Genomic DNA, 21,292 nt, shown 5'->3' on the forward strand with positions numbered 1-21,292 from the left:
CTCCAGGTTAAACGTTAAATCTAAATTCGATAATGTCGCCATCTTGAACTTCATAGTCTTTTCCTTCAAGTCCAAGTTTTCCAGCCTCTTTAACAGCTTGTTCGCTGCCATATTTATCCAAGTCGTCAAACGCCATAACTTCGGCACGAATAAATCCACGTTCAAAGTCAGAGTGAATAATACCAGCAACTTGTGGTGCTTTCATTCCTTCATGGAAAGTCCAAGCACGAGTTTCCTTACCACCAGCAGTGAAGAAAGTTCTCAAGCCTAATAGTTTGTAACTAGCTTTGATCAATTTATCAAGACCAGATTCAGTAACACCTTCAGCCTCTAAAAATTCAGCTCTTTCATCATCATCTAATTCGGCAATTTCTTCTTCAGTTTTTGCTGAAACACCAATGACTTGTGCGTTTTCTTTCTTAGCATAGTCTTCAACGATCTTGTAATACTTCGATGCTTCTGGATCACCCATGTCATCTTCAGCGATATTAGCGACGTACAAAACTGGTTTAGAAGTTAATAGGAATAATCCTTTAACGATCTTTTGTTCGTCTTCGTTAAACTCGATCGAACGAACTGCCCCGCCTTCTTCAAGGACAGGTTTGATCTTCTTCAAGACAGCTAATTCAGCAATGGCATCTTTATCTTTAGCGGAAGTTGCTTGTTTTTCGACTTTCGTATAACGCTTGTTGATACTGTCGAGATCAGCGATACTCAACTCTAAATTGATCGTTTCAATATCATCGAGTGGATCAACTTTACCCGTAACACTAGTAATATTATCGTCGTCAAAGGCACGAACAACGTGAACGATGGCATCAACTTGACGGATATTTTCCAAAAATTTGTTTCCTAGTCCTTCACCCTTGCTGGCGCCCTTAACGATTCCAGCGATATCAGTAAATTCAAATGTTGTATGAATAATTTTCTTTGCAGGGATCAATTCATCGATCCGAGCCAATCTTTTATCTGGGACTTCAACCATCCCGACGTTAGGGTCAATGGTAGCGAATGGGTAGTTAGCCATCTCCGCACCAGCTTTAGTAATAGCGTTAAATAGTGTTGATTTACCAACGTTAGGTAAACCTACGATTCCGGCAGTAAGGGCCATTATAAATCCTCCTCATTATTGATAGTGTTAGGTTTCATGATGTGATCTTGTTTGAGATAAAATTCCTCATTGGAATAATCGACATCAGCAGCTTTAGTGGCTACTTTTTTAAATTTCTTATTGAATTCAGCTCGTGGGATCATAACTATATGTCCACAGCCCATGCATTTTATTTTGATATCTGCGCCGAGACGAATGATCTCCCAGCGATTTACCCCACAGGCGTGAGGTTTCTTCATCGTAATAAGATCTCCTAAATTAAACATAATATCCTCTAATCTATTTTGATTCCTAATATGTCTAAAATACGATTTAAGTCATCCGTATTGGTAAAATCGATTTCCAGTTTACCATGACCGTTACGACCTGTTTTAACAGCGACTTGTGTATCGAATTTTTCGACTAGTCGGTCTTCAGTTGCTTTAACGAAAGGCGATTTAGTCTTTGGTGCCTTCTTCTTCTTAGTATCTTTCTTTGAATCTGTTGCTAATTGTTCCAATTGACGAACGGTTAAGTCTTCATCAACGGCTTTTTGAGCTAGTTTTTCAATTTGATCTTGATCCTTTAAACTCAGCAAAGTTCTAGCTTGTCCCATCGACAAAGCTCCACTTTGAACTAATTGTTTCGTTGAATCAGGCAAGTTCAATAATCGCAAATAGTTAGCAATATATGGTCGACTTTTGCCAAGACGTTTCGAAACTTGCTCTTGTGTCAAATTAAGCTTTGAGATCAACGTTTGATAAGCGTCAGCTTCTTCAAGTGGCGTTAGATCTTCACGTTGTAAGTTTTCTAGGACAGCTATTTCCATCATCCCTGACTCACTCAGTGGTCGAACGATTGCAGGTATTGTTGTTTTCTTAGCTATCTTGCTAGCACGGAATCTTCTTTCACCTGCGATGATCTCATAACCATTAACGCTTTCACGAACAATGATCGGTTGAAAAACGCCGTTTTGGTCGATTGATTTAGCCAGTTCATTTAAAGCATGTTCATCGAATGTTTTTCTAGGTTGGTAAGGGTTAGGACGGATTTGGTCTAAATCTAGATCAACTACTGTTTCACTATTTTCGTCGATCGCTTCAAATTCAGAGAAAATCGCATCGATCCCTTTGCCTAATCCTTTTTTATTTTTGCTTGATGCCATTACGCTTTAGTACCTCCTTGGCCAATGAAGTATAAGCCTCCGCACCACGTGAACGGTCGTCAAAATCGACGATCGGTAGTCCATAACTAGGAGCTTCTGCCAATGTTGTATTTCTGGGTACGATCGATTTATATACACGATCGCCAAAATATGATTTAACCTCATCAACAACTTGTTTACCGAGATTAGTTCTTGAATCTAGCATAGTTAATAAAACGCCTTCGATTTCTAAGTCGGAATTGAAGTGTTTTTGTACTAATCTAATAGTATTTAATAACTGGCTTAAACCTTCCAGAGCATAGTATTCGCTTTGAACTGGAATTAGGATCGAATCACTAGCTGTGAAGGCATTTGTGGAAAGTTGACCTAGTGAAGGTGGACAGTCGATCAAAATAAAGTCGTAATTTTCATCAACTTTGTCGATCCCTGCTTTGAGACGAGTTTCCCGTGCCATCATAGAAGTCAATTCCATTTCAGCACCAGCCAATTGGATGGTAGCCGGAACGATATCAAGGTTGTCGTGTTTTGAGTGGATGATAGTCTTTTCCAGTGGATATTCATTCACCAAAACATCATAAACATCTTTGACCACGTTAGCTTTTTTGATACCGAGTCCACTAGTGGCGTTACCTTGTGGGTCAACGTCAACGATCAGAACTCTTTGGCCCATGTTAGTTAAACATGCGCCCAAATTAATGGTCGTTGTGGTTTTACCAACGCCACCTTTTTGATTTGCAATGGATATTTTTCGTGCCATCTTATTCCCCTTAATCTTCAAGGTCGTCATCATGGATCCTGATGTCAATCTCGTAAAATCCTTTTTTCTTATCTTCAACGAAACTTACTGAAGTTCCGTGTTTCTTCATCTTAGCAATGTTTGCTTTGACGTCTTCAATGGAAGTATTGATGTTGTATTCATTGCTAGATTTCTTTGGCTTAGCATCTGCAGCGGTATCTGAAGCTTTAACATCTTTATCTTCAGCCTTTGACTTGTCTTCTTTAGCGGTATATTTATCAACAAGTGCTTTTGTTTCTTTAACATTTAAACTTTTATCTAAAATCTTAGCCAAAGCTTTGTTTTGTTGATCTTGATCTAATCTTAACAATTCTCGTCCGTGACGAGTGCTAATCTTCTCATTAGCTAATGACTCTAGGACTTCATCGCTCAAGGAAAGTAAACGTAGTTTATTAGCCACATATGACTGACTCTTGCTTAGGCGATTAGCTCATTCCAGTTGCGTGATATTCTCAGCATCGAGCACCTTACGATAAGCTCTAGCTTCTTCAACTGGATTCAGATTTTCTCGTTGAACGTTTTCGATCAACGCCATTGAAGCAGTTTCTTCATCATCTAGTTCTTTAACAATTACTGGGACTTTGTGCCAGTTTAACTTCTTAAGAGCTCGAAATCTTCTTTCACCGGCAATGATCTCATATTTGCCGTCTTCATATGAACGAACGACCATTGGTTGCAATAAGCCATGTTCGCTAATGGTTTGTGATAACTCAGTAATACTCTTCTCATCGAAATCGGTACGTGGTTGATAGCGATTGGGAATGATCTTATCCAAACTAACGCGAATTACGCGACCTCTAGTAGCATCCCCATTACTTGTTGTCTTTGGATTTTCTTCTGATTTTAGTGCCACGATCTTTCCTCCCTGCTATTTGATTAATGGTTTTCTAGAAGGCGTCCCCGGCTTTCTAGGATATTTCTTTGGTGTCTCTTTGGTTTTGCTTACAAAAATTAAATTACGCGAACCTGCACCGTTTGGTAGCTCAAATTCTGCTTGTTTCTCAAATTTTCCACCTAAGGTTGTTATGGCGAATTTGGCTTCAACTAATTCTTCACTCGCTTTATCGGCCTTCATAGCGATGAATTGACCACCTTTTTTAACAAATGGCAAACACAATTCCGTCAACACAGCCATAGAAGCAACGGCGCGAGCTGTTACTAGATCAAAACTTTGACGATACTGTTTGTTTTGACCCAATTCTTCAGCACGACCATGGACTAAATTTACATTCTCAAGACCTAACTTATCAACTAGTTGGTTTAGAAAATTGATCCGTTTATTGAGCGAATCAATAATGGTAACTTGCAAATTTGGGTTAACGATCTTTAGCGGGATCGAAGGGAAACCTGCACCAGACCCAACATCACAAATCGAAAGGTCATCTTTGATCAAGGCATCATCGAAAAAGTCTAAAATCAATGAATCATAAAAGTGTTTCAAATAAACTTGCTCTTTCTCTGTGATCGACGTCAAATTCATGACCTTGTTCGTTTCAACTAGCTCATGAAAATAAGTCTCAAATTGTGATTTTTGGGTATCGCTTAGATCGATACCCTTTGTCGATAATGCTTCAAAAAATTCTTCAGGTGTCATTCAATTCCTCCAGCCGTGAAACACTATGTTTCACACCTACTTATCGTATATTAAATAAAAATTTAATTCAATGGTCTGTTAAGTTTCTGTCTCTTATATTATATAGAAGAAATTGAAAAAAATTAGGGTTTTGCGAAAAAATCCTTAACTAAATAATGGTAATATTTTTCGGTGGTTTATTCAAATAGTCAAATGAATACGACTAATGTCCACATACTACTAGATTCAGGATTAACTCACATTAAAGTGACCAACAAAAAGCTTTTTGAGTCAATAATTTGGAAATCTTCACAATTTATTCACATTTTCAAAATAATTTATTCACGTCTCACCGGTACTATATTACTTGTAGATAAGAGTTACGAATTCTTATCTCTCCCCCCTATAACATAATATTTAATCCCTAAATATAAATATTTATTTGAAATAACACTCATCCCCAGAGTGTTATTTTTTTGCTTAATATTTAAAAAACGCCCTATTCAGCAAATTGAATAGGGCATTTTTTCCGTTATAACGGTGACTAATTTAATTTTTGAACTATCCATGAAACAACCACAACTAAAATGACTGCTCCAATCAATGAAGGAATGATTGCCATTCCTGCCAGTTGAGGACCCCAAGATCCTAATAGTGCTTCTCCTAAAGCTGAACCTACGATACCAGCAATGATATTGCTGGCGCAGCCCATAGCTTCACCTTTTTTAGTGATTGCTCCGGCAATAGCACCAATAATCGCACCAACGATTATAACCCATAACCAATGCATTTGATCACGTCCCTCTTATTTAATAATTCAATTATAACTTTCACTGAAAACTGTAACAAGTATAATTATGATCAATACAATTTCAATGATTATTCGACTTGAGAGATGAAATAGGTGTTTTGTCAAAAAGACAATAAACAAAATTGAAAATTCAAGAACGAAAAAATAAAACAACCTGTGCTTCGTTTTTTCTTATTTGTTATGATCGGACAGTATCCTAAAATGTTTTGTCATCACTTGTCATACTATGCATTTTCATTGTTTCTTCTCAAAATAACGTTACAATTAAATTGAGGTCGATAGATCTCTCTTTCATTCAAATTTCATAGACAGGTCGTGATCAAATGTTAAGAAAATTGCACGATTTCATCAAAAGAAAATATGAAGAAGGAGATTATCAACAAGCAGCAGATAGTTATTACGATTGGAAAAATAGCATTCGTGCTCAGATCAATGATGATTATCGGTTAGGATACGATCAAGCGGTTGCGGATTTCGAGAATCATCGTAGTTTTCATCATTATCCTGACAAAATAATCAGCTTTTCAAACGCTTTAACCAGTCAACGAATCAACGAAGTCGATCGTTTCATTCGTGGTTATAATGCGGGTATTGAGTCAACTAAAGTTAAATAGGATTCCACTGTAACCTGGAACTAGTTTTGAAATAATAAAGTCATATTTGCAAACGAAACTGCAAATATGGCTTTTTAATTTTCAGAAAAATACCACTCTAATAAAAATAATCGTTGAATTATTATTTTTAACATATCCAATAACGCTATCCCAGATGTAAGACGCTAATAAAAATCATTTTTAAGATAACTGTCTTATAGTTTTTTCGCTACATAACATTTAAAGATAAATGTGCTTTAAATTTATCATTAGAGGATATATGTCTTACGATTAGTTATGGAGATATAGGTTATGAAATAGATCTTAGGAGAATTTATCTACAAAGAAGGTCTATTTATGAGAGCAAATAAGTTCAGTAAACTTAATAAAATCAGATATAAGGACCTTGCTATCGCTGTAGCCCTTAGCGGTGCTTCGCTACTTTTAGTCCCGACAACTGCTCAAGCTGATTCTACAAATACGTTTCAAACAGGCCAAGAACCTTCTTCTGTGGTTCAAAGTAAAAATACGACGACTGATCCTAACTTGTTTAACAATACGACAGTTGGATCGATCACACCTAAGTTGTCTGATATTGCTCAACAAACGGTCGACAACAATACGCAAACAACTAATTCAGAAAATAATTCAAATGTAAGCTCAACTACAAATAATCCAACGATTACTTCGAAAAACAATTCAAATGCAAGTTCAACTGCATCTTCTACGACAAACAACGATAATAATGTCATCCCCGAGTCAGCATCTTTAAATGCTAGTTCGGTATCAGGAAATACAAGTAGTGCTACGGCTGTGGCAACTATGCCTACAACACAAACGACTACCAGTCCTGTAACTAACGATTCTAGTGACACGACAACTAACTCACAACCGATTTCTTATGTCTTAAGTGGCAATGATAAAATGGCTCCCGTTGCCGTCATCCCTGATCATGGCATTGCAATTACTAATGTTGCTAACAGCACGGCTGTTAATGGTAAATATGCCATTAAACTTCAAGCTGTTAATAATTATGGCATTGCTTATGGAGCACCTAAGGTCCTCGGATATTATGCACCTGGTCAAGCAGTCACAGTTAATTGGGGCACCTACACCTCATTCCTATTGTCACAATCAATGGGGACAAGTGTTTCTTATGGTTTACATCCATGGTATAAAGACTATGATTCAGAACCATTAAATATTGATATGTCAAATAATGATGTACTTGTATCAGTATATTATTCTAGACCATCTGCTAATATCAACTTTAAATTCGTTGATGAAACTTCAGGAAAAATTTTACATCAAGGAGCCATACCTTATTCATTCTATGATCATGCAGATTTTCAAACTCTAGGTATCCGTCCACCAATGGCTGTACTTGCTAACGGTGCTTTGACCACTGGTGATCAATCGCAATATCAAATATCCAATGTTGGTATTCTTCCTTATTTTGGACCAACAGGCATGATCTACAACAATAGTTATCTAGTTTTGGATCTAGCAAAAAGCGGCAACGTCACGCCAATGGATTACTTACAATGGCCAACCGGTGATTACACAAAGACTTTTTACTACAAAGAAGTTGCTGCACCAACCGTTACTGTTGACGCGGTCGACCAATTTGGAGATCTCTTAAAAACCTTTAGCAATTCACAAATGAGTGACGATTCTTCAAAAATCCATCCCAATGTTTATTTGCCAAGTAGTTCAGCTGCCACGATTCCAAATAACACATTGATCGGCATCAACCTGATCAAGAGTCAAAGCGTCTCAGGTCAACCTGATGAAACGACTAGCTATCAAATGACACCTGAACAATACGCAAATTATTTGAAAACATCCGCTACGACTGACGACTACGACACTCGTCTAATGGGCGATTATCAACATCTCGAGGTCCAACTATCTTATCAAGTCAATACTGTTGAAGTTTATGTTCAACCAGTGGATCCGGAGGGCAACAAAGTCGGTGATCCGATTCCTGTTGGAGCTGGTTCGATCGGTAAAAATATGACTATTTTAGCTCCCACAGTTTCCGGCTATGCACCTCAAGTTGATTCGGTAAGTATCACAGTTCAACCTGACCAAGGACCTGTGGAATTCCCTTATATTTCAGCAACCGATATCAATCCTAACGACGGTTGCACTTACCTTTATGAAGGTGGTTTCGATAAGCTACCTAGTGATGGTATTGTCATCAGTGACACAGGTACTGTCTCGACCGATCCTACTACTGAACATTCAATCAGTGTCCAAGCGGTAGATACCGACGGGAACCCATTAGGTGCAATCATCCCTGTAACTACATCCGCATCTAATACAACTGCATTATTGAATTGGTCAGATAGCTTGATCAATTCACTGAATAATTCCGTTAAAAATGTCAGCCAATATCAATTGTGGAATCCTGATGCACTAACTGGGTCTTTAAGTGTCCCTGTAAAAAATCAAGATGTCGTTGTAGACGTTATTTATGCTTTACCTAAAGTAACGACGACCTTCAATTTTGTTGACATGAATACCGGAAAAAATTTATTAACAGAAACTAACACTTGGGATCTCAATGATCCTAACAACGGCTATACTTACCAGACAGATGGTATTAGACCACCAATGACCGTTATCGATCCTGATTCAGGTCAACTAGTCGTATCTGATCCTGTTGCTGATCCAGTTACAGATCCAGCCGATTTACCATTCTTCGGTCCAAGCGGCACAGTCTTTAATACTGGTGCTTATCAACTCAATTCATTGATGAGCGGTTTGACCACGCCAACTCGTTATATCAAGTGGCCTTCAGCTAACATCACGAAGACTTTCTACTACATGGAAGAGCCTGATCCAACAATGACGATCGATGCTGCGGATCAAAATGGCAATATCATAAAAACTTTTTCAGCACCGACACTTGTTAGCACCCTACCTGCTCCTCAATTGAGTCAAGCAGACTATTTCCCAACCGCTGCACAAGCTACGGTCAATGGTTATACTTTGACTGGCTTTAAATTGAACGCTACTGGTAGCTACTTTGGCGGCACTGACACAAATTATAGTTATTCAATGACACCTGACGAATATGCACAATTTATTAGTAGTCCCAGTGCACAAACTACAATGGACGAACGGGCATTGGCAGCTCACCAAAACTTTCATATTCAATTAACTTATCAAGGAAATACGATAGGTTTGATGATCCAACCCGTTGATGAAAATGGTGTAAAAATCGGTAGCCCAATTTCAGCAGGTTCAGGGATAGTCGGCTCATCCGCAACTTTAACTGCTCCTGAAATTGCTAACTATCAAGCAATCACGCCAACATCAAGTATCGTAGTTGCTCCAAATCAAGGTACTGTAAACGTAAGTTATAAGAAAGTTACAACCACACAACCAAGCACTAGTTCTAGCTCAACAACGAGTTCAACAACCGGTTCTGGAAATACAGGTTCAACTTCAAGCTCTACTACTGGTTCTGGTTCAACAGCAGAATCATCTACTTCGAGTTCTACCAACGATCCTACCAACACTGGTACTTCATCATCTGGGTCAACAAGTACGAGCACTAATACCGGAAATACTGATACTTCATCTAGTTCTACTACCGATCCTGTAAATGCAGGTTCAACAAGTACGAGCACTAATACCGGAAATACTGGTACTTCGTCTAGTACTATCACTGATCCTGTAAATTCTGGGTCATCTACTAGTTCGACTACTGATTCTGGTTCAACAGCCGGATCAACCACTTCTAGTTCTACCAATGATCCTACCAGCACTGGCTCTTCATCATCTGGTTCGACAACTACGAACACTGATACTGGAAATGCTGGTTCTTCATCTAGTTCTACTACCGATCCTGTAAATTCCGGGTCATCTACTAGTTCGACTACTGATTCTGGTTCGACATCTGGCTCAACAAGTACAAACACAAACACTGGAAATACTGGTACCTCATCTAGTTCTACTACTGATCCTGTAACCTCTGGATCATCTACTAGTTCAACTACTGGTTCTGGTTCATCTGGCTCCACAAGTACAAGCACAAACACTGGTAACACCGGTACCTCATCTAGTTCTACTACTGATCCTGTAACCTCTGGATCATCCAATAGTTCAACTACTGATTCTGGTTCAACAGCAGGATCAACCACTTCTAGTTCTACCAATGATCCTACTAACACTGGCTCTTCATCATCTGATTCGACAACTACTAACACTGGTACTTCATCCAGTTCTACTACCGATCCTGTAAATACGGGTTCAACTTCAAGTTCAACTACTGGTTCTGGTTCATCTGGCTCCACAAGTACAAGCACAAACACTGGAAATACTGGTACCTCATCAAGTTCGAATACCAATCCTGTAAATTCTGGTTCATCTACTAGTTCGACTAATGGTTCTGGTTCAACGGGTACGAACACTAATACTGGAAATGCTGGTACTTCATCTAGTTCTACTACTGATCCTGTAAATACAGGTTCAACTTCAGGCTCAACAACCTCGAGTTCCACCAATGATCCAACTAACACTGGCTCTTCCTCACCTGGTTCAACAAGTACAAACACAAACACCGGAAATACTGGTACCTCATCAAGTTCGAATACCGATCCTGTAAATACAGGTTCAACTTCAAGCTCAACTACTGGTTCTGGTTCAACAAGTACGAATACTAATACTGGAAACGCTGGTACTTCACCATCTGGTTCAACAAGTACAAGCACTAATACCGGAAACACCGGTACTTCATCTAGCTCCACTACTGACCCTATAAATTCTGGATCAACTTCAAGCTCAACTACTGGTTCTGGTTCAACAAGTACGAATATTAATACTGGAAACGCTGGTACTTCATCTAGCTCCACTACTGACCCTATAAATTCTGGATCAACTTCAAGCTCAACTACTGATACTGGTTCGACATCTGGATCAACCACTTCTAGTTCTACTACTGAACCTATCAACACTGGTACTTCATCATCTGGTTCAACAAGTACAAACACAAACACCGGAAATACTGGTACCTCATCTATCTCTACTACCGACCCTGTAAATTCTGGATCATCTACTAGTTCGACTAATGGTTCTGGTTCAACAGCCGGATCAACCACTTCGAGTTCTAACAACGACCCTACCGGATCTGGTACTTCATCATCTGGTTCAACAAGTACGAGCACTAATACCGGAGATACTGGTACTTCATCTAGTTCTACTACCGATCCTGTAAATGCAGGTTCAACTTCTAGCTCTACTACTGGTTCTGGTTCAACGGGTACGAACACTAATACTGGAAACACTGGTACTTCATCTAGTTCTACTACGGATTCTGGAGACACAGGCTCAACTTCTAGCTCAACTACTAATTCAGGTTTAACAAGTACTAATACTAATACCGGAGATACTGGTACTTCATCTAGTTCTACTACTGATCCTGGAAATACCGGCTCAACTTCTAGCTCTACTACTGGTTCTGGTTCAACAGCCGGATCAACCACTTCGAGCTCTACCAACGACCCTACCAGCACTGGTACCTCATCATCTGGTTCAACAAGTACGAGCACTAATACCGGAGATACTGGTACTTCATCTAGTTCTACTACCGATCCTGTAGATTCTGGGTCAACTTCTAGCTCTACTACTGATTCTGGTTCAACGACCGGATCAACCACTTCGAGTTCTACCAATGATCCTACTAACACTGACTCTTCATCCTCTGGTTCGACAAGTACAAGCACTGATACTGGAAACACTGGTACTTCATCTAGTACTACTACCGATCCTGTAGATTCTGGGTCAACTTCAAGCTCAATTACTGGTTCTGGCTCAACAAGTACGAACACTAATACTGGAAATTCTGGTACTTCATCTAGTTCTGCTACCGATCCTGTAAATACAGGTTCAACTTCAGGCTCAACTACTGGCTCTGGTTCATCTGATTCGACATCCGGATCAACCACTTCGAGTTCTACTAATGACCCTGCTAATACTGGTACTTCATCATCTGGTTCAACAAGTACAAACACAAGCACAGGAAATACTGGTACCTCATCTAGTTCGGCTACCGATCCTGCAAAAACAGGTTCAACTTCAAGCTCAACTACTAATTCAGGTTCAACAGGTACCTCTACGTCCGGTTCAAATGCTTCAAGTTCTGCTGATGAGCCTGCCAGCACTGGTACTTCATCATCTAGTTCAACAGGTACTAACACTAATACCGGAAATGCCGGCACTTCATCTAGTTCGACTACCGATCCTGTAAACTCTGGATCATCCACTAGTTCAACTACTGATTCTGGTTCGACATCCGGATCAACACCTTCGAGTTCAACTAGTTCTACGACTGATTCTGGAAATACGGGTTCAACTTCAAGCTCAACTACTAATTCAGGTTCAACAGGTACTAACACTAATACTGGAAATACAGGTTCAACTTCAAGCTCAACTACTAATTCAGGTTCAACAGGTACTAACACTAATACCGGAAATACTGGTACTCCATCTAGTTCTACTACCGATCCTGTAAATTCTGGGTTATCTACTAGTTCAACTTCTGGTTCCAGTTCAACATCCGGATCAACTACTTCGAGTTCTACTAATGATCCTACTAACTCTGGTACTTCATCATCTGGCTCGACAACTACGAGCACTAATACCGGAAATACTGGTACTTCATCTAGTTCTACTACCGACCCCGTAAACTCTGGATCATCTACTAGTTCAACTTCTAGTCCCGCAGGTACAAATACAGATCCTAGTGCTTCTGGAACTTCAAGCTCAAGTTCAACATCCACTGGTTCCACGTCCGGATCAACAAGTGCAACTACTGATCCTGTAAATTCTGGATCTGGTTCAAATACTTCTAGTTCGAGTTCTACATCTAGTCCTACAACTGACCTTGTAAATACCAGCTCTAACTCAGGTTCGTCAGCGGATCCAGTTAACACAGGGACTTCTGATTCTGGATCAACGGGTTCTAGCTCAGACCCAGCAGGGTCTACAACTAGTTCCACAGGTACTAGCACGCATCCTAATTCTTCTGACGATCCAAGCTCTGGTTCAAACAACACCTCATCTAGCACTTCGGATCCTACTAAAGATCCGGTAAATTCTGGTTCATCGAGCACTACAGGAACAAGTAATCCTGGACCTTCAACTACAACTGGAACAGGATCAGATCCTAGCTCTGACCCTGCTAGTTCAAACTCAACTAGCTCCAGTACTGGTTCTACTTCATCTGGATCAAGTTCAAGCTCTGATCCAATCAATACCGGTTCAACTTCAAGCTCTACAACTGGTTCTAGTTCAGATCCCGCAAGTTCTACAACAAGTTCCTCAGCTGCTTCTGGTTCAGATCCCGCAGGTTCTACAACAAGTTCCTCAGCTGCTTCTGGTTCAGATCCTGCAGGTTCAACTTCAAGTTCTACAACTGGTTCTGGTTCGGATCCCGCAGGTTCTACAACAAGTTCCACAGCTGCTTCTGGTTCAGATCCCGCAAGTTCTACAACGAGTTCCACGGCTGGTTCTAGTTCAGACCCCGCAAGTTCGAGCAGTGCTAGTTCCGGCTCAAACACTTCAGATCATAGTTCCACAAGCAACTCGACGGACCCAACTAATTCAGCTACTACTGGTTCAATAACAACTGGTACTTCAACTGATCCTGTAAATACAGGTTCTTCATCAAGTACAACAACTAGTGACAATCCTGATCCTAAGACCACAGGAACTACGGACGATCCCTCAACAAGTAAGGCAGGTTACGATTCTGCTTCAGTTGTAGACGCTTCTTCAACACAAGCACATGATCATAACGCCGCTTCAGTTGTTAATCCAAGTGCTGACAGTGACAGTAGTATTGATCCTACTTCGATTGCCAAAGCAGACCCTACAAGTCAAAATACCTCTGACGAAAAAATCGACGATAGTATAACGACGCAACAGAGCATCAACCATCAAACATCTGCTACAGTCAAAGAAATCGATAATGCCAAAGTATCTCAACTTGCCCGCAATTCAAATGCAGCGGTTGATACTTCGAGCAAAGCAGTAGATCCATCCAATAAACCCGGATCCAGAACTTTAGAAAATAGCTCGACTCAAGGTATCTCTAGCGAAAATCAAACTGGCAGTAAAGCTACAACGCTAAAAGCTTCTAATTTGAGTTTCACTAAAGATGGTCCAACTGCTAAATTACCTCAAACTGGGAACAAGTTTGCTGGCATCTTAAGTGCCATCGGTATTGCGATGCTCGGTATCTTGGCCTTCTGTGGTAAGAAGATCAAAAAATTATTATAATTAAGTATCAAAAAAGACAACATACCGCATATGTTGCCTTTTTTCTTTGCCTAAAATAAATGAGCAACTATTTTTTTATAATTGAAAAGAACTTTTAGGCAAAAATATACTATTCATTTTAACAACAAGATAAATACGCGTATTTTTTTATAATTGTCCAGTAAGGCCTTACTATAGACAGTGAATAAAGCGGTCAGCAACCATTGTTACCTTCCTAACTTTAGCTGTGGGTGCTTTTTTCTGATATCGATTGATTATCTAGGAAATCCAAAATATTGGGGATTGTTCTTATAATGACTACTAAAATTTTTAAACATACTACTAAGAAATTTTCTTCGAAGATCAAATATACTGACTTAGCAATTGCAGTGGCATTAAGTAGTGCCTCACTTTTGCTAATTCCAGGTGTTTCTAAAGCTGCGACGACCACGGATTCTATGACTAGTCCGACCAGTTCAACTGAAGTAACTACTTCTGACAGCAGTACCGCAAGTCCTACTACGACAGCTACTAGTTCAACTATTACTGGTGCCACAACTCCCACTACTACGACGGCTGGAGCAATTACGCCAACTACAGGAACAAGTTCAACTACGACGACAGAACCTGCAGCTACTTCGACTACTACTGCATCATCTGGTACAACGGTAGCTCCTATCGCCAGTTCAGGTTCAGGAACTGCAACAAGCACTCCTGCTGGTAATACTTCAACAGCTCCTCAACCAACTACCGCTACAACGGATACTGCCACTACTGGATCAACTTCGTCTAGAACAGCTTCAGCTGGTACGGCCACAACTACACCACCTTCAGGGACCTCAACTTCGAGTACAACTACAACTAGTTCATCAGCTATTAATTTATCGACATTCACGGTTCCTGCTTCTGGCTATTCGATAACACGTGCCAACAAGTTCAACTACTACCCCAGCAACTTACTCAGTTAGTGTGCAAGCTTATGGTACTGACGGTGATCCCTTAGGTACAGCAATTCCCGTTACTACGACGCAGTCAGCAAACTCAACGTATGATCTGACCTGGACTCCTGATTTACTATCACAATTAAGTAACTCGATTACAAATTCAGCTGATTATACAGCTTGGACTCCTGCTAGTTTAACTTCATCACTTGCTGTCCCTATCACTGACAGTAACGTTTGCGTCAAAATTTACTACGCCTTAAAGAGCGTTACCGCTACATATACTTATGTTGATGAAACATCCGGACAAACGCTTTATACCCAAACCGATACTTATGACTTCAACGATCCTACTAACAACGCCATCTTCAAAGCTGATGGTATCAAGCCAGCAGATGCTACATTATCAAACGAAACTCATTTGCTAAGTGCTGATGATACTTCGACTGCAGCCCAAACTGATCCAACACAACTTCCATACTTTGGTCCAACCGGATCGATCTTTAATAACGCTAGTTATGTGTTAGACTCTGCTAAAAGTGACGGCATCACTCCACTTTCCTATACATATTGGCCTCAAAGTAACATTTCTAAGACTTTTTACTATACTGAAGCTACTAAACCTACGATTTCGATCAGTGCGGTTGATTCCTTAGGCAATACTATTAAGACTTTTGACAGTGGTCTTACTCCTACGGCAACTTTACCTAGTGAGACTGCCACTGGAGCAACTTATTTACCAACAGCTACTGCTGCAACTATTCCTGGATATACTGTGACTGGCTTTAAGGCTTACGCTAGCGACAGTCTTTCAGGGGCGGCTCCAACTGAATTAGATGGTACTTTTACACCTGAACAATACACAAGCTTCTTGGCAAGTCCTGCTAATACTTTGCCTTATGACACTAGAGCCTTGGGTGATTATCAAAATCTAGCTATCGACTTTACTTACCAAGGTGATCCTGTAACCTTGATGATCCAACCTGTTGATAGTGATGGTGATCCTATTGGTAGTCCTATTTCCGCCAGCTCCGGTTTCGTAGGCGAAAGTCTCACTTTGAACAATCCCCAAATCGCTGGTTACTTGCCTGCAAGTAGCACTTCAACTATTAGTATTCAGCCTGGTCAAACAACCATCCCTGTTACCTACAGTGCGGTAAGTACTCCTACAACAACTTACGGCAACAATTCAAAGACAGCTGACAGTACGCCAACAACTTCAACAACTACTACAACGACACCAACTACTGGCACCAGCACTTCGACCTCAGCAGCTACATCAACCAGTCCATCGCAAACAACTGGACAAACTAGCCAATCTGCTCCAACAGTAACCACAAGTGGATTCTCTCCAGAAGGGAGTACATCAGCAAAAACAGTTTCGCCTTCTGAAAAAGCACTCTCTTCAGCAACGATCTCACTCAAACCTATGACAGCTGCTAAATCAGTCGCTAGTCCTGCTCAAGCAACAAGCTATAGTTATCCAGCTGCTGCAAAAGAACAAGCTAAGACTGGCAATGCTGTAACATCAACATCTTCTCCAACAACTGCTTCATTATCACCAACCTCCTTATCCTACTCACCTACTTCTGCATCTGCTGTAAAACCTACTGCGACAACTAGCCAATTGAGTTCATCCCCCTGTTGCCACAAGCAAATTACCTCAAACTGGTAATAAATCGATCAGCCTATTATCTGCAATTGGAATCATCTTGTTAGGGTTAGTTGGATTGAGTGTTGATAAGATCAAAAAGGTATTTTAATCTACTAATTTAATACCGAACAAAAAAGCTCCGCAATGAGAATACTAGAGTATTTCTAGCGTGTTCATTACGAAGCTTTTTTCATTTATATTATTGTCCTAGATCTTGCTGTAATTGATTGATCGATCCGTCTTTAGACAGATCTTGATATTCTTGATAAGTCTTGACCCAATCTCCGGTGCTCAACGATTCACGAATACCGTTAAATTTAGGATCGTTGAAAAGTTCTTGGGCAGCTTTTTGCGATGCCTGAGGTGATAGTGACGATGATCTTTGGATCAATTTAGCTGCTGATTGTTGATCTTTAGCAGCTTGCATGATCTCTGACATTTTGATGCCTTTTAACTTCTTAGCTGACTGGTCGATCTTCTTATCAGCATTAGGATCTCCTGTCTTCTTGGCTTCGATCTTCTTAGCCAATTCATTCTTAACTAATTTGTCGCTAGGTGTATCATTTCCCGTAGCGCTACGAATAGCATTGTTGATCGGGAAGAAAAAGATGACGCCTAAGACTAAAACAACCACGATACCTAAGATCACGTAAAAAATCGATTTCTTCTTATTTCTTGGTTTACGATGCATATAATCACCTTAATTTCTCTAAATAATTAGTGCTGTGACTAAGTTACTCACGGATCCATCACTAATTGAAATTTAATTATAACGGTGAAACAGCAACCGATTCAACTGTTCTCACTATCTAATATTTTATAAAAAAAATACCGTTAAAGTATCCTAACTCTAACGGTATTTTTTTACATAATTTGATTATTCCATCGCATCCCAAGCGGGTAACACGATTGGATCTTGGTTGAAGGCAGCCAATTCGTCTTCTGTTAAGTATTTCTTATTGATGACTACTTCATAAACGTTCTCATCGAACCACTGGTCGTCCATTGTAAAGTAGCCTTTTTTACCGACCGCTTCACCCCAGGAATTCTCAACTTTCCAACGATTTGGTTTATCGTCGATCAAGTTGACTCCTGTAAAGACCATGGCGTGAGAAACTGAGGCGTTCCCAGTGTCCAAAGCATCGCCCTTACTCATCTTAGTATCGATATTGAATAGTTGATCGTATTGATAAAGATCGCCAAACAAGAGCCCCTTCTTACGCTCTGATTGATTACCAACGTCATTACCGAACCAAACTGTATCATTGCCCTTTAATTGCTGGATCGATAATTCTTTGAGCCGTTCGATCGGCAAGTTGAGAAATTTCTCAGCTTCACCACCGACAATATTACCTTGAGTGTCGATCGTATAGGGTTGATTGAACTTCTTACTAGTTTGTGGGGAATTCATAACGCTGATATAGTCATTAAGATCGATCGTAAAGTAATTCTTCAAAAAATCCTTTGGCGTGATATTTGTCTCTTCGATCATCTTGCCATCGTCATCTTTGATCGACAATTCAAATTCGACTGGTGGTTGACCAAATGAATAGACACAGATCCGATAAACATCAGATAACATTTCTTGGACTCTTTGTTCAGTCGGTTGGCTATCCTTGATCATTTGAAGGATCTCCATCCCGTCTTTTCTCAATAAATTATTCAACGTGGCATTGAATTCACTAGTATTTACCGAAACAACTGTTTCTGGCATGACATAACTAGGGACAACGCCATATTTCTTGATCAAATTTGCACCATATTGCCATTGACCACCATCCCCACTTGGATGAGCAAATAAGAAATTGACTTTCCGATCAGTTAACGGCATATCTGCTGTTTGAATGATATTTTGGAAAAAGTAATTAGCTTTCTCTAACCGATCGTAAAATGACAAATAATTTTCTGACAATTCAAAATCTTTAACCTTATATCTCGTGGCGAATTCCGTTCTTAAGTTAGTCAAAGTCGAGAACAACCAACAACGACCGGAACGTTTTTGGTCCGTCACTTTGCCCGTAGGGACTTCGATGTTGAAAGCGGGATTGAGTTTACTCTTAGCAGCGATATTTTGTGCTGCTTTAAAAATACCAACTTGGGCGACGGCATTTTTCAAAACGTTGTTCGATTCGTCGTGATTTAGTTTCTCGTGAAAATCTGCTAAACTAGCTTTATTAATTTCTTTCGTCAAATTAATCACCTCATTATTTAAATATTACAATACTTTATCTTTTTTGGAGAATATTATGTCTGACACGATTAAAATCGCTTATTTATATGAAGATCTGATGAATACTTACGGTGACAGTGGCGATGTCAAGATCCTAAGCTTTATTTTGAAGGAAAAAGGCTACGATACGCAAGTTGATAATATTAGTTTAGGACAGAAGTTTGACGCTGCTGATTATGACTTTCTATTTTTTGGCGGTGGCCAAGACTTCGAGCAATCTGTTGTTGCTAAAGACTTGATCAATCACCGCGAGACCATCAAAGATTACATCGAAGACGACAAGCCGATGTTATGCATCTGTGGTGGTTATCAATTTTTAGGTAAGTACTACGAAACTGTTGGCGGCGACACGATCCAATGTTTGAATATCTTACCTTTCCATACGGTTTTTAAAGCTGACAGTCGGATGATCGGCGATACTGAATATGAGACTGAATGGGGAACTGTGCGAGCTTTCGAAAATCACAGTGGCCGGACTTATTTTGACGATAAGTCCAAACTCAAACCTCTTGGCAAGGTGATCGAAGGTTACGGCAATAATCCTGAGGACAAAGCCGAAGGTATGCGCTACAAGAATACTATCGGTTCCTACTCACACGGACCAATTTTGAAAAATGAGAATATGGCAAGAGCTATTGCCGATAAGATAATTGCAGCTCACAAGAAACGTGTTTCAGCTTAAACTGCCGACTCTTGATAATTATTGATATTAATCAAAAGGCTTTGACTTGGAAATATCCGAGTCAAAGCCTTTTTTAATTTGTAACGCTAGTCTAAGAATTTATTTGTCTTTAAAATCGCTGTCGCTATTGCAGGAGCAATTATGATCGCGGCGATAAGTTCAGCGACGCCATTTGTCCCTACTATTGCTAGTAAAATAGCATTTAGCGCCGAAGTTTGCGCTGCATAAGCTTTGGAAAGCACGCTGGCATACATTAGTCTCATTAAGGTCAAAACTAAGACAGTGTTAGTAATTGAGCCTGCTGCCGAAGCTAATCCCATACCTAATAAGCGGTGCTTGCCGCTTCTCTTAAACCATAAATAGATCCAACCTGCTACTAATCCGACTAAAACTCTTGGTAAGATTGCGACCACTGGGTTAGTAAATACAGTCGTGTCAATGATCGAAGTGGGACTAGTCAAAGCTCTCAAAATTGTCCCGATCCCCCAAACAAGACCTACGATAGCACCGTCAGTTGGGCCTAAAACGATGGCAGCCACGATGACCGTCACGTGGATAATAGTAATATTGACGAAACCAGTTGGGATAAAGCCCAACATTGGTACCATCGATTGGACAAAAATTATTGCCATCAAGATCCCTAAAATGGCTGTCCGATATGATTTCTTCTTGCGCATGATATTCCCTCTCTATATCGTCCTAAAAAGTTACTAACATGTTATAACATATTGTCACGCCTGGCAAAAATTAATTTCCGAGACTGTCTTGAAGCTGTTTGATCGATCCATCATGCGAAAGCTTCTGATATTGAGCGTAAGCACCGATCCAGTTACCGCTATTGATGTCGTTTCTTAAATCGCTAAATTTACCATCAGAAAACAGTTCTGAAGCGGCTTTTTGTGATTTAGCCATACTTAAGTCCGGTTTGACTTTGAATCATCTCTGCCGCCTTAGATTCGCTACTGGCAGCAGTTTTGATTTTACTTGGCGATAAGCTGCGGATCTTTGATAAAGTGTCGTCTGAACTATCTGCTTTTGTTGCCGATTGGACGACTGGCTTTTCAACTTCAACTTTCTTGCCGGTTTTTTCAGCATCCTGATCCTTCTTATTCTTGATCGATTTGATCGTCTTAGCATTTTTTCTGGCGACCTTACTTGAAACAACGTCGTTATGTTTAGTCGTCTCACTCTTACTATTGTTCAATGGAGCCGCAAAAGCTGATCCTAGTAAAAAAATTGTGACTAGTCCTAATGAAGATGAAAATACTCTTTTCTTATGATTACGTTTTGAACCTTTCATATATACCATTCCTTTTAACATAATATTCAGTGGTAGTTTGAAGTCTCTGAACAAAAAGAGGCTGTGACATAAGTCTCCAAAAAAGGGTGTTGTATTAGAACCGTCAGGTTCTGATACAACACCCTTTTTGATATAATTATATGTATAAAAAAGAGCATCGGTCGCACCCGATACTCTAAGTACTTC

General features: G+C 39.9%; 18 protein-coding genes and 1 pseudogene. 6 read left to right on the forward strand and 13 right to left on the reverse strand.

Annotated elements, in window-relative coordinates; translation table 11 throughout:
* Positions 1–7: 7 nt before the first annotated feature.
* The 8 genes and pseudogenes from ychF to EKM78_RS06840 all read right to left on the reverse strand — a co-directional run bounded on the left by ychF (position 8) and on the right by EKM78_RS06840 (position 5,414).
* Positions 8–1,111, reverse strand: a complete 1,104-nt coding sequence (ychF, locus tag EKM78_RS06805) for a redox-regulated ATPase YchF (protein ID WP_125770686.1) — start codon at positions 1,109–1,111, stop codon at positions 8–10.
* On the reverse strand, positions 1,111–1,377 hold the full coding sequence (locus tag EKM78_RS06810; RefSeq protein ID WP_125770688.1) for a DUF951 domain-containing protein: 267 nt from the start codon (positions 1,375–1,377) through the stop codon (positions 1,111–1,113). The genes ychF and EKM78_RS06810 overlap by 1 nt, the downstream gene beginning before the upstream one ends.
* 8 nt (positions 1,378–1,385) lie before the next feature.
* Complete coding sequence (locus EKM78_RS06815; protein ID WP_125770690.1) at positions 1,386–2,255, reverse strand: ParB/RepB/Spo0J family partition protein; 870 nt, start codon at positions 2,253–2,255, stop codon at positions 1,386–1,388.
* Positions 2,236–3,012 (reverse strand): ParA family protein, encoded by a 777-nt coding sequence (locus tag EKM78_RS06820; protein ID WP_125770692.1) that lies wholly within the window; start codon positions 3,010–3,012, stop codon positions 2,236–2,238. Before EKM78_RS06820 ends, EKM78_RS06815 begins: the two co-directional genes overlap by 20 nt.
* Positions 3,013–3,022: 10 nt before the next feature.
* A pseudogene (locus EKM78_RS06825) lies at positions 3,023–3,469 on the reverse strand (ParB/RepB/Spo0J family partition protein); the annotation flags it as partial.
* A 12-nt stretch (positions 3,470–3,481) separates the two neighbouring features.
* Complete coding sequence (locus EKM78_RS06830; RefSeq protein ID WP_164507232.1) at positions 3,482–3,904, reverse strand: ParB/RepB/Spo0J family partition protein; 423 nt, start codon at positions 3,902–3,904, stop codon at positions 3,482–3,484.
* A gap of 15 nt (positions 3,905–3,919) precedes the next feature.
* Entirely contained in the window at positions 3,920–4,645 is a 726-nt protein-coding gene (gene rsmG / locus EKM78_RS06835; protein WP_125770698.1) for a 16S rRNA (guanine(527)-N(7))-methyltransferase RsmG, read from the reverse strand.
* 523 nt (positions 4,646–5,168) lie between these two features.
* Entirely contained in the window at positions 5,169–5,414 is a 246-nt protein-coding gene (locus EKM78_RS06840; RefSeq protein WP_125770700.1) for a GlsB/YeaQ/YmgE family stress response membrane protein, read from the reverse strand.
* Positions 5,415–5,758: 344 nt separating this feature from the next.
* Between EKM78_RS06840 and EKM78_RS06845 the strand changes: the two genes are divergently transcribed.
* The 5 genes from EKM78_RS06845 to EKM78_RS13425 all read left to right on the forward strand — a co-directional run bounded on the left by EKM78_RS06845 (position 5,759) and on the right by EKM78_RS13425 (position 17,003).
* A complete protein-coding gene (locus EKM78_RS06845) occupies positions 5,759–6,049 on the forward strand; it encodes a hypothetical protein (RefSeq protein ID WP_125770702.1) in 291 nt (96 codons plus the stop codon).
* 336 nt (positions 6,050–6,385) lie between these two features.
* Positions 6,386–14,320 (forward strand): LPXTG cell wall anchor domain-containing protein, encoded by a 7,935-nt coding sequence (locus EKM78_RS06850; RefSeq protein WP_125770704.1) that lies wholly within the window; start codon positions 6,386–6,388, stop codon positions 14,318–14,320.
* A 293-nt stretch (positions 14,321–14,613) separates the two neighbouring features.
* Positions 14,614–15,267 (forward strand): hypothetical protein, encoded by a 654-nt coding sequence (locus tag EKM78_RS06855; protein ID WP_125770706.1) that lies wholly within the window; start codon positions 14,614–14,616, stop codon positions 15,265–15,267.
* Positions 15,224–16,915 (forward strand): hypothetical protein, encoded by a 1,692-nt coding sequence (locus tag EKM78_RS06860; RefSeq protein WP_125770708.1) that lies wholly within the window; start codon positions 15,224–15,226, stop codon positions 16,913–16,915. The genes EKM78_RS06855 and EKM78_RS06860 overlap by 44 nt, the downstream gene beginning before the upstream one ends.
* 7 nt (positions 16,916–16,922) lie before the next feature.
* The gene (locus EKM78_RS13425; RefSeq protein ID WP_125770720.1) at positions 16,923–17,003 is read left to right on the forward strand and encodes a hypothetical protein; all 81 of its coding nucleotides are present in this window, start codon (positions 16,923–16,925) and stop codon (positions 17,001–17,003) included.
* Positions 17,004–17,093: 90 nt separating this feature from the next.
* On the opposite strand, the gene EKM78_RS06870 is transcribed toward EKM78_RS13425, so the two are convergent.
* Both EKM78_RS06870 and EKM78_RS06875 read right to left on the reverse strand, forming a co-directional pair.
* On the reverse strand, positions 17,094–17,585 hold the full coding sequence (locus tag EKM78_RS06870; protein WP_125770710.1) for a hypothetical protein: 492 nt from the start codon (positions 17,583–17,585) through the stop codon (positions 17,094–17,096).
* 186 nt (positions 17,586–17,771) lie between these two features.
* Positions 17,772–19,085: a C1 family peptidase gene (locus EKM78_RS06875; RefSeq protein WP_125770712.1), complete on the reverse strand. Its 1,314-nt coding sequence runs from the start codon at positions 19,083–19,085 to the stop codon at positions 17,772–17,774.
* A gap of 55 nt (positions 19,086–19,140) precedes the next feature.
* On the opposite strand from EKM78_RS06875, the gene EKM78_RS06880 reads away from it, so the two are divergent.
* Positions 19,141–19,806, forward strand: coding sequence for a type 1 glutamine amidotransferase (locus EKM78_RS06880; RefSeq protein WP_125770714.1), 666 nt, complete (start codon positions 19,141–19,143; stop codon positions 19,804–19,806).
* Between the two features lie 86 nt (positions 19,807–19,892).
* Here the strand turns inward: EKM78_RS06880 and EKM78_RS06885 are convergent, their stop codons facing one another.
* The 3 genes from EKM78_RS06885 to EKM78_RS06890 all read right to left on the reverse strand — a co-directional run.
* Entirely contained in the window at positions 19,893–20,483 is a 591-nt protein-coding gene (locus EKM78_RS06885; protein WP_125770716.1) for an ECF transporter S component, read from the reverse strand.
* Positions 20,484–20,553: 70 nt separating this feature from the next.
* Complete coding sequence (locus EKM78_RS12610; protein ID WP_164507233.1) at positions 20,554–20,718, reverse strand: hypothetical protein; 165 nt, start codon at positions 20,716–20,718, stop codon at positions 20,554–20,556.
* Positions 20,711–21,292: hypothetical protein (locus EKM78_RS06890; protein WP_211334343.1), on the reverse strand; the 582-nt coding region annotated here is incomplete at its 5' end. The genes EKM78_RS12610 and EKM78_RS06890, both read right to left, overlap by 8 nt.

It is taken from the genome of Companilactobacillus furfuricola (assembly GCF_003946325.1).
Classification (GTDB): Bacteria; Bacillota; Bacilli; order Lactobacillales; family Lactobacillaceae; genus Companilactobacillus; species Companilactobacillus furfuricola.

Excerpts from the sequence above, each read along its gene's own strand:
- EKM78_RS06845 (WP_125770702.1), top strand. The coding sequence starts at position 5,759 with ATGTTAAGAAAATTGCACGATTTCATCAAAAGAAAATATGAAGAAGGA.
- EKM78_RS06855 (WP_125770706.1), top strand. The coding sequence starts at position 14,614 with ATGACTACTAAAATTTTTAAACATACTACTAAGAAATTTTCTTCGAAG.
- ychF (WP_125770686.1), bottom strand. The coding sequence starts at position 1,111 with ATGGCCCTTACTGCCGGAATCGTAGGTTTACCTAACGTTGGTAAATCA.
- EKM78_RS12610 (WP_164507233.1), bottom strand. The coding sequence starts at position 20,718 with ATGGCTAAATCACAAAAAGCCGCTTCAGAACTGTTTTCTGATGGTAAA.
- rsmG (WP_125770698.1), bottom strand. The coding sequence starts at position 4,645 with ATGACACCTGAAGAATTTTTTGAAGCATTATCGACAAAGGGTATCGAT.
- EKM78_RS06885 (WP_125770716.1), bottom strand. The coding sequence starts at position 20,483 with ATGCGCAAGAAGAAATCATATCGGACAGCCATTTTAGGGATCTTGATG.
- EKM78_RS06815 (WP_125770690.1), bottom strand. The coding sequence starts at position 2,255 with ATGGCATCAAGCAAAAATAAAAAAGGATTAGGCAAAGGGATCGATGCG.
- EKM78_RS06850 (WP_125770704.1), top strand. The coding sequence starts at position 6,386 with ATGAGAGCAAATAAGTTCAGTAAACTTAATAAAATCAGATATAAGGAC.
- EKM78_RS06840 (WP_125770700.1), bottom strand. The coding sequence starts at position 5,414 with ATGCATTGGTTATGGGTTATAATCGTTGGTGCGATTATTGGTGCTATT.
- EKM78_RS06820 (WP_125770692.1), bottom strand. The coding sequence starts at position 3,012 with ATGGCACGAAAAATATCCATTGCAAATCAAAAAGGTGGCGTTGGTAAA.
- EKM78_RS06810 (WP_125770688.1), bottom strand. The coding sequence starts at position 1,377 with ATGTTTAATTTAGGAGATCTTATTACGATGAAGAAACCTCACGCCTGT.
- EKM78_RS06880 (WP_125770714.1), top strand. The coding sequence starts at position 19,141 with ATGTCTGACACGATTAAAATCGCTTATTTATATGAAGATCTGATGAAT.
- EKM78_RS06870 (WP_125770710.1), bottom strand. The coding sequence starts at position 17,585 with ATGCATCGTAAACCAAGAAATAAGAAGAAATCGATTTTTTACGTGATC.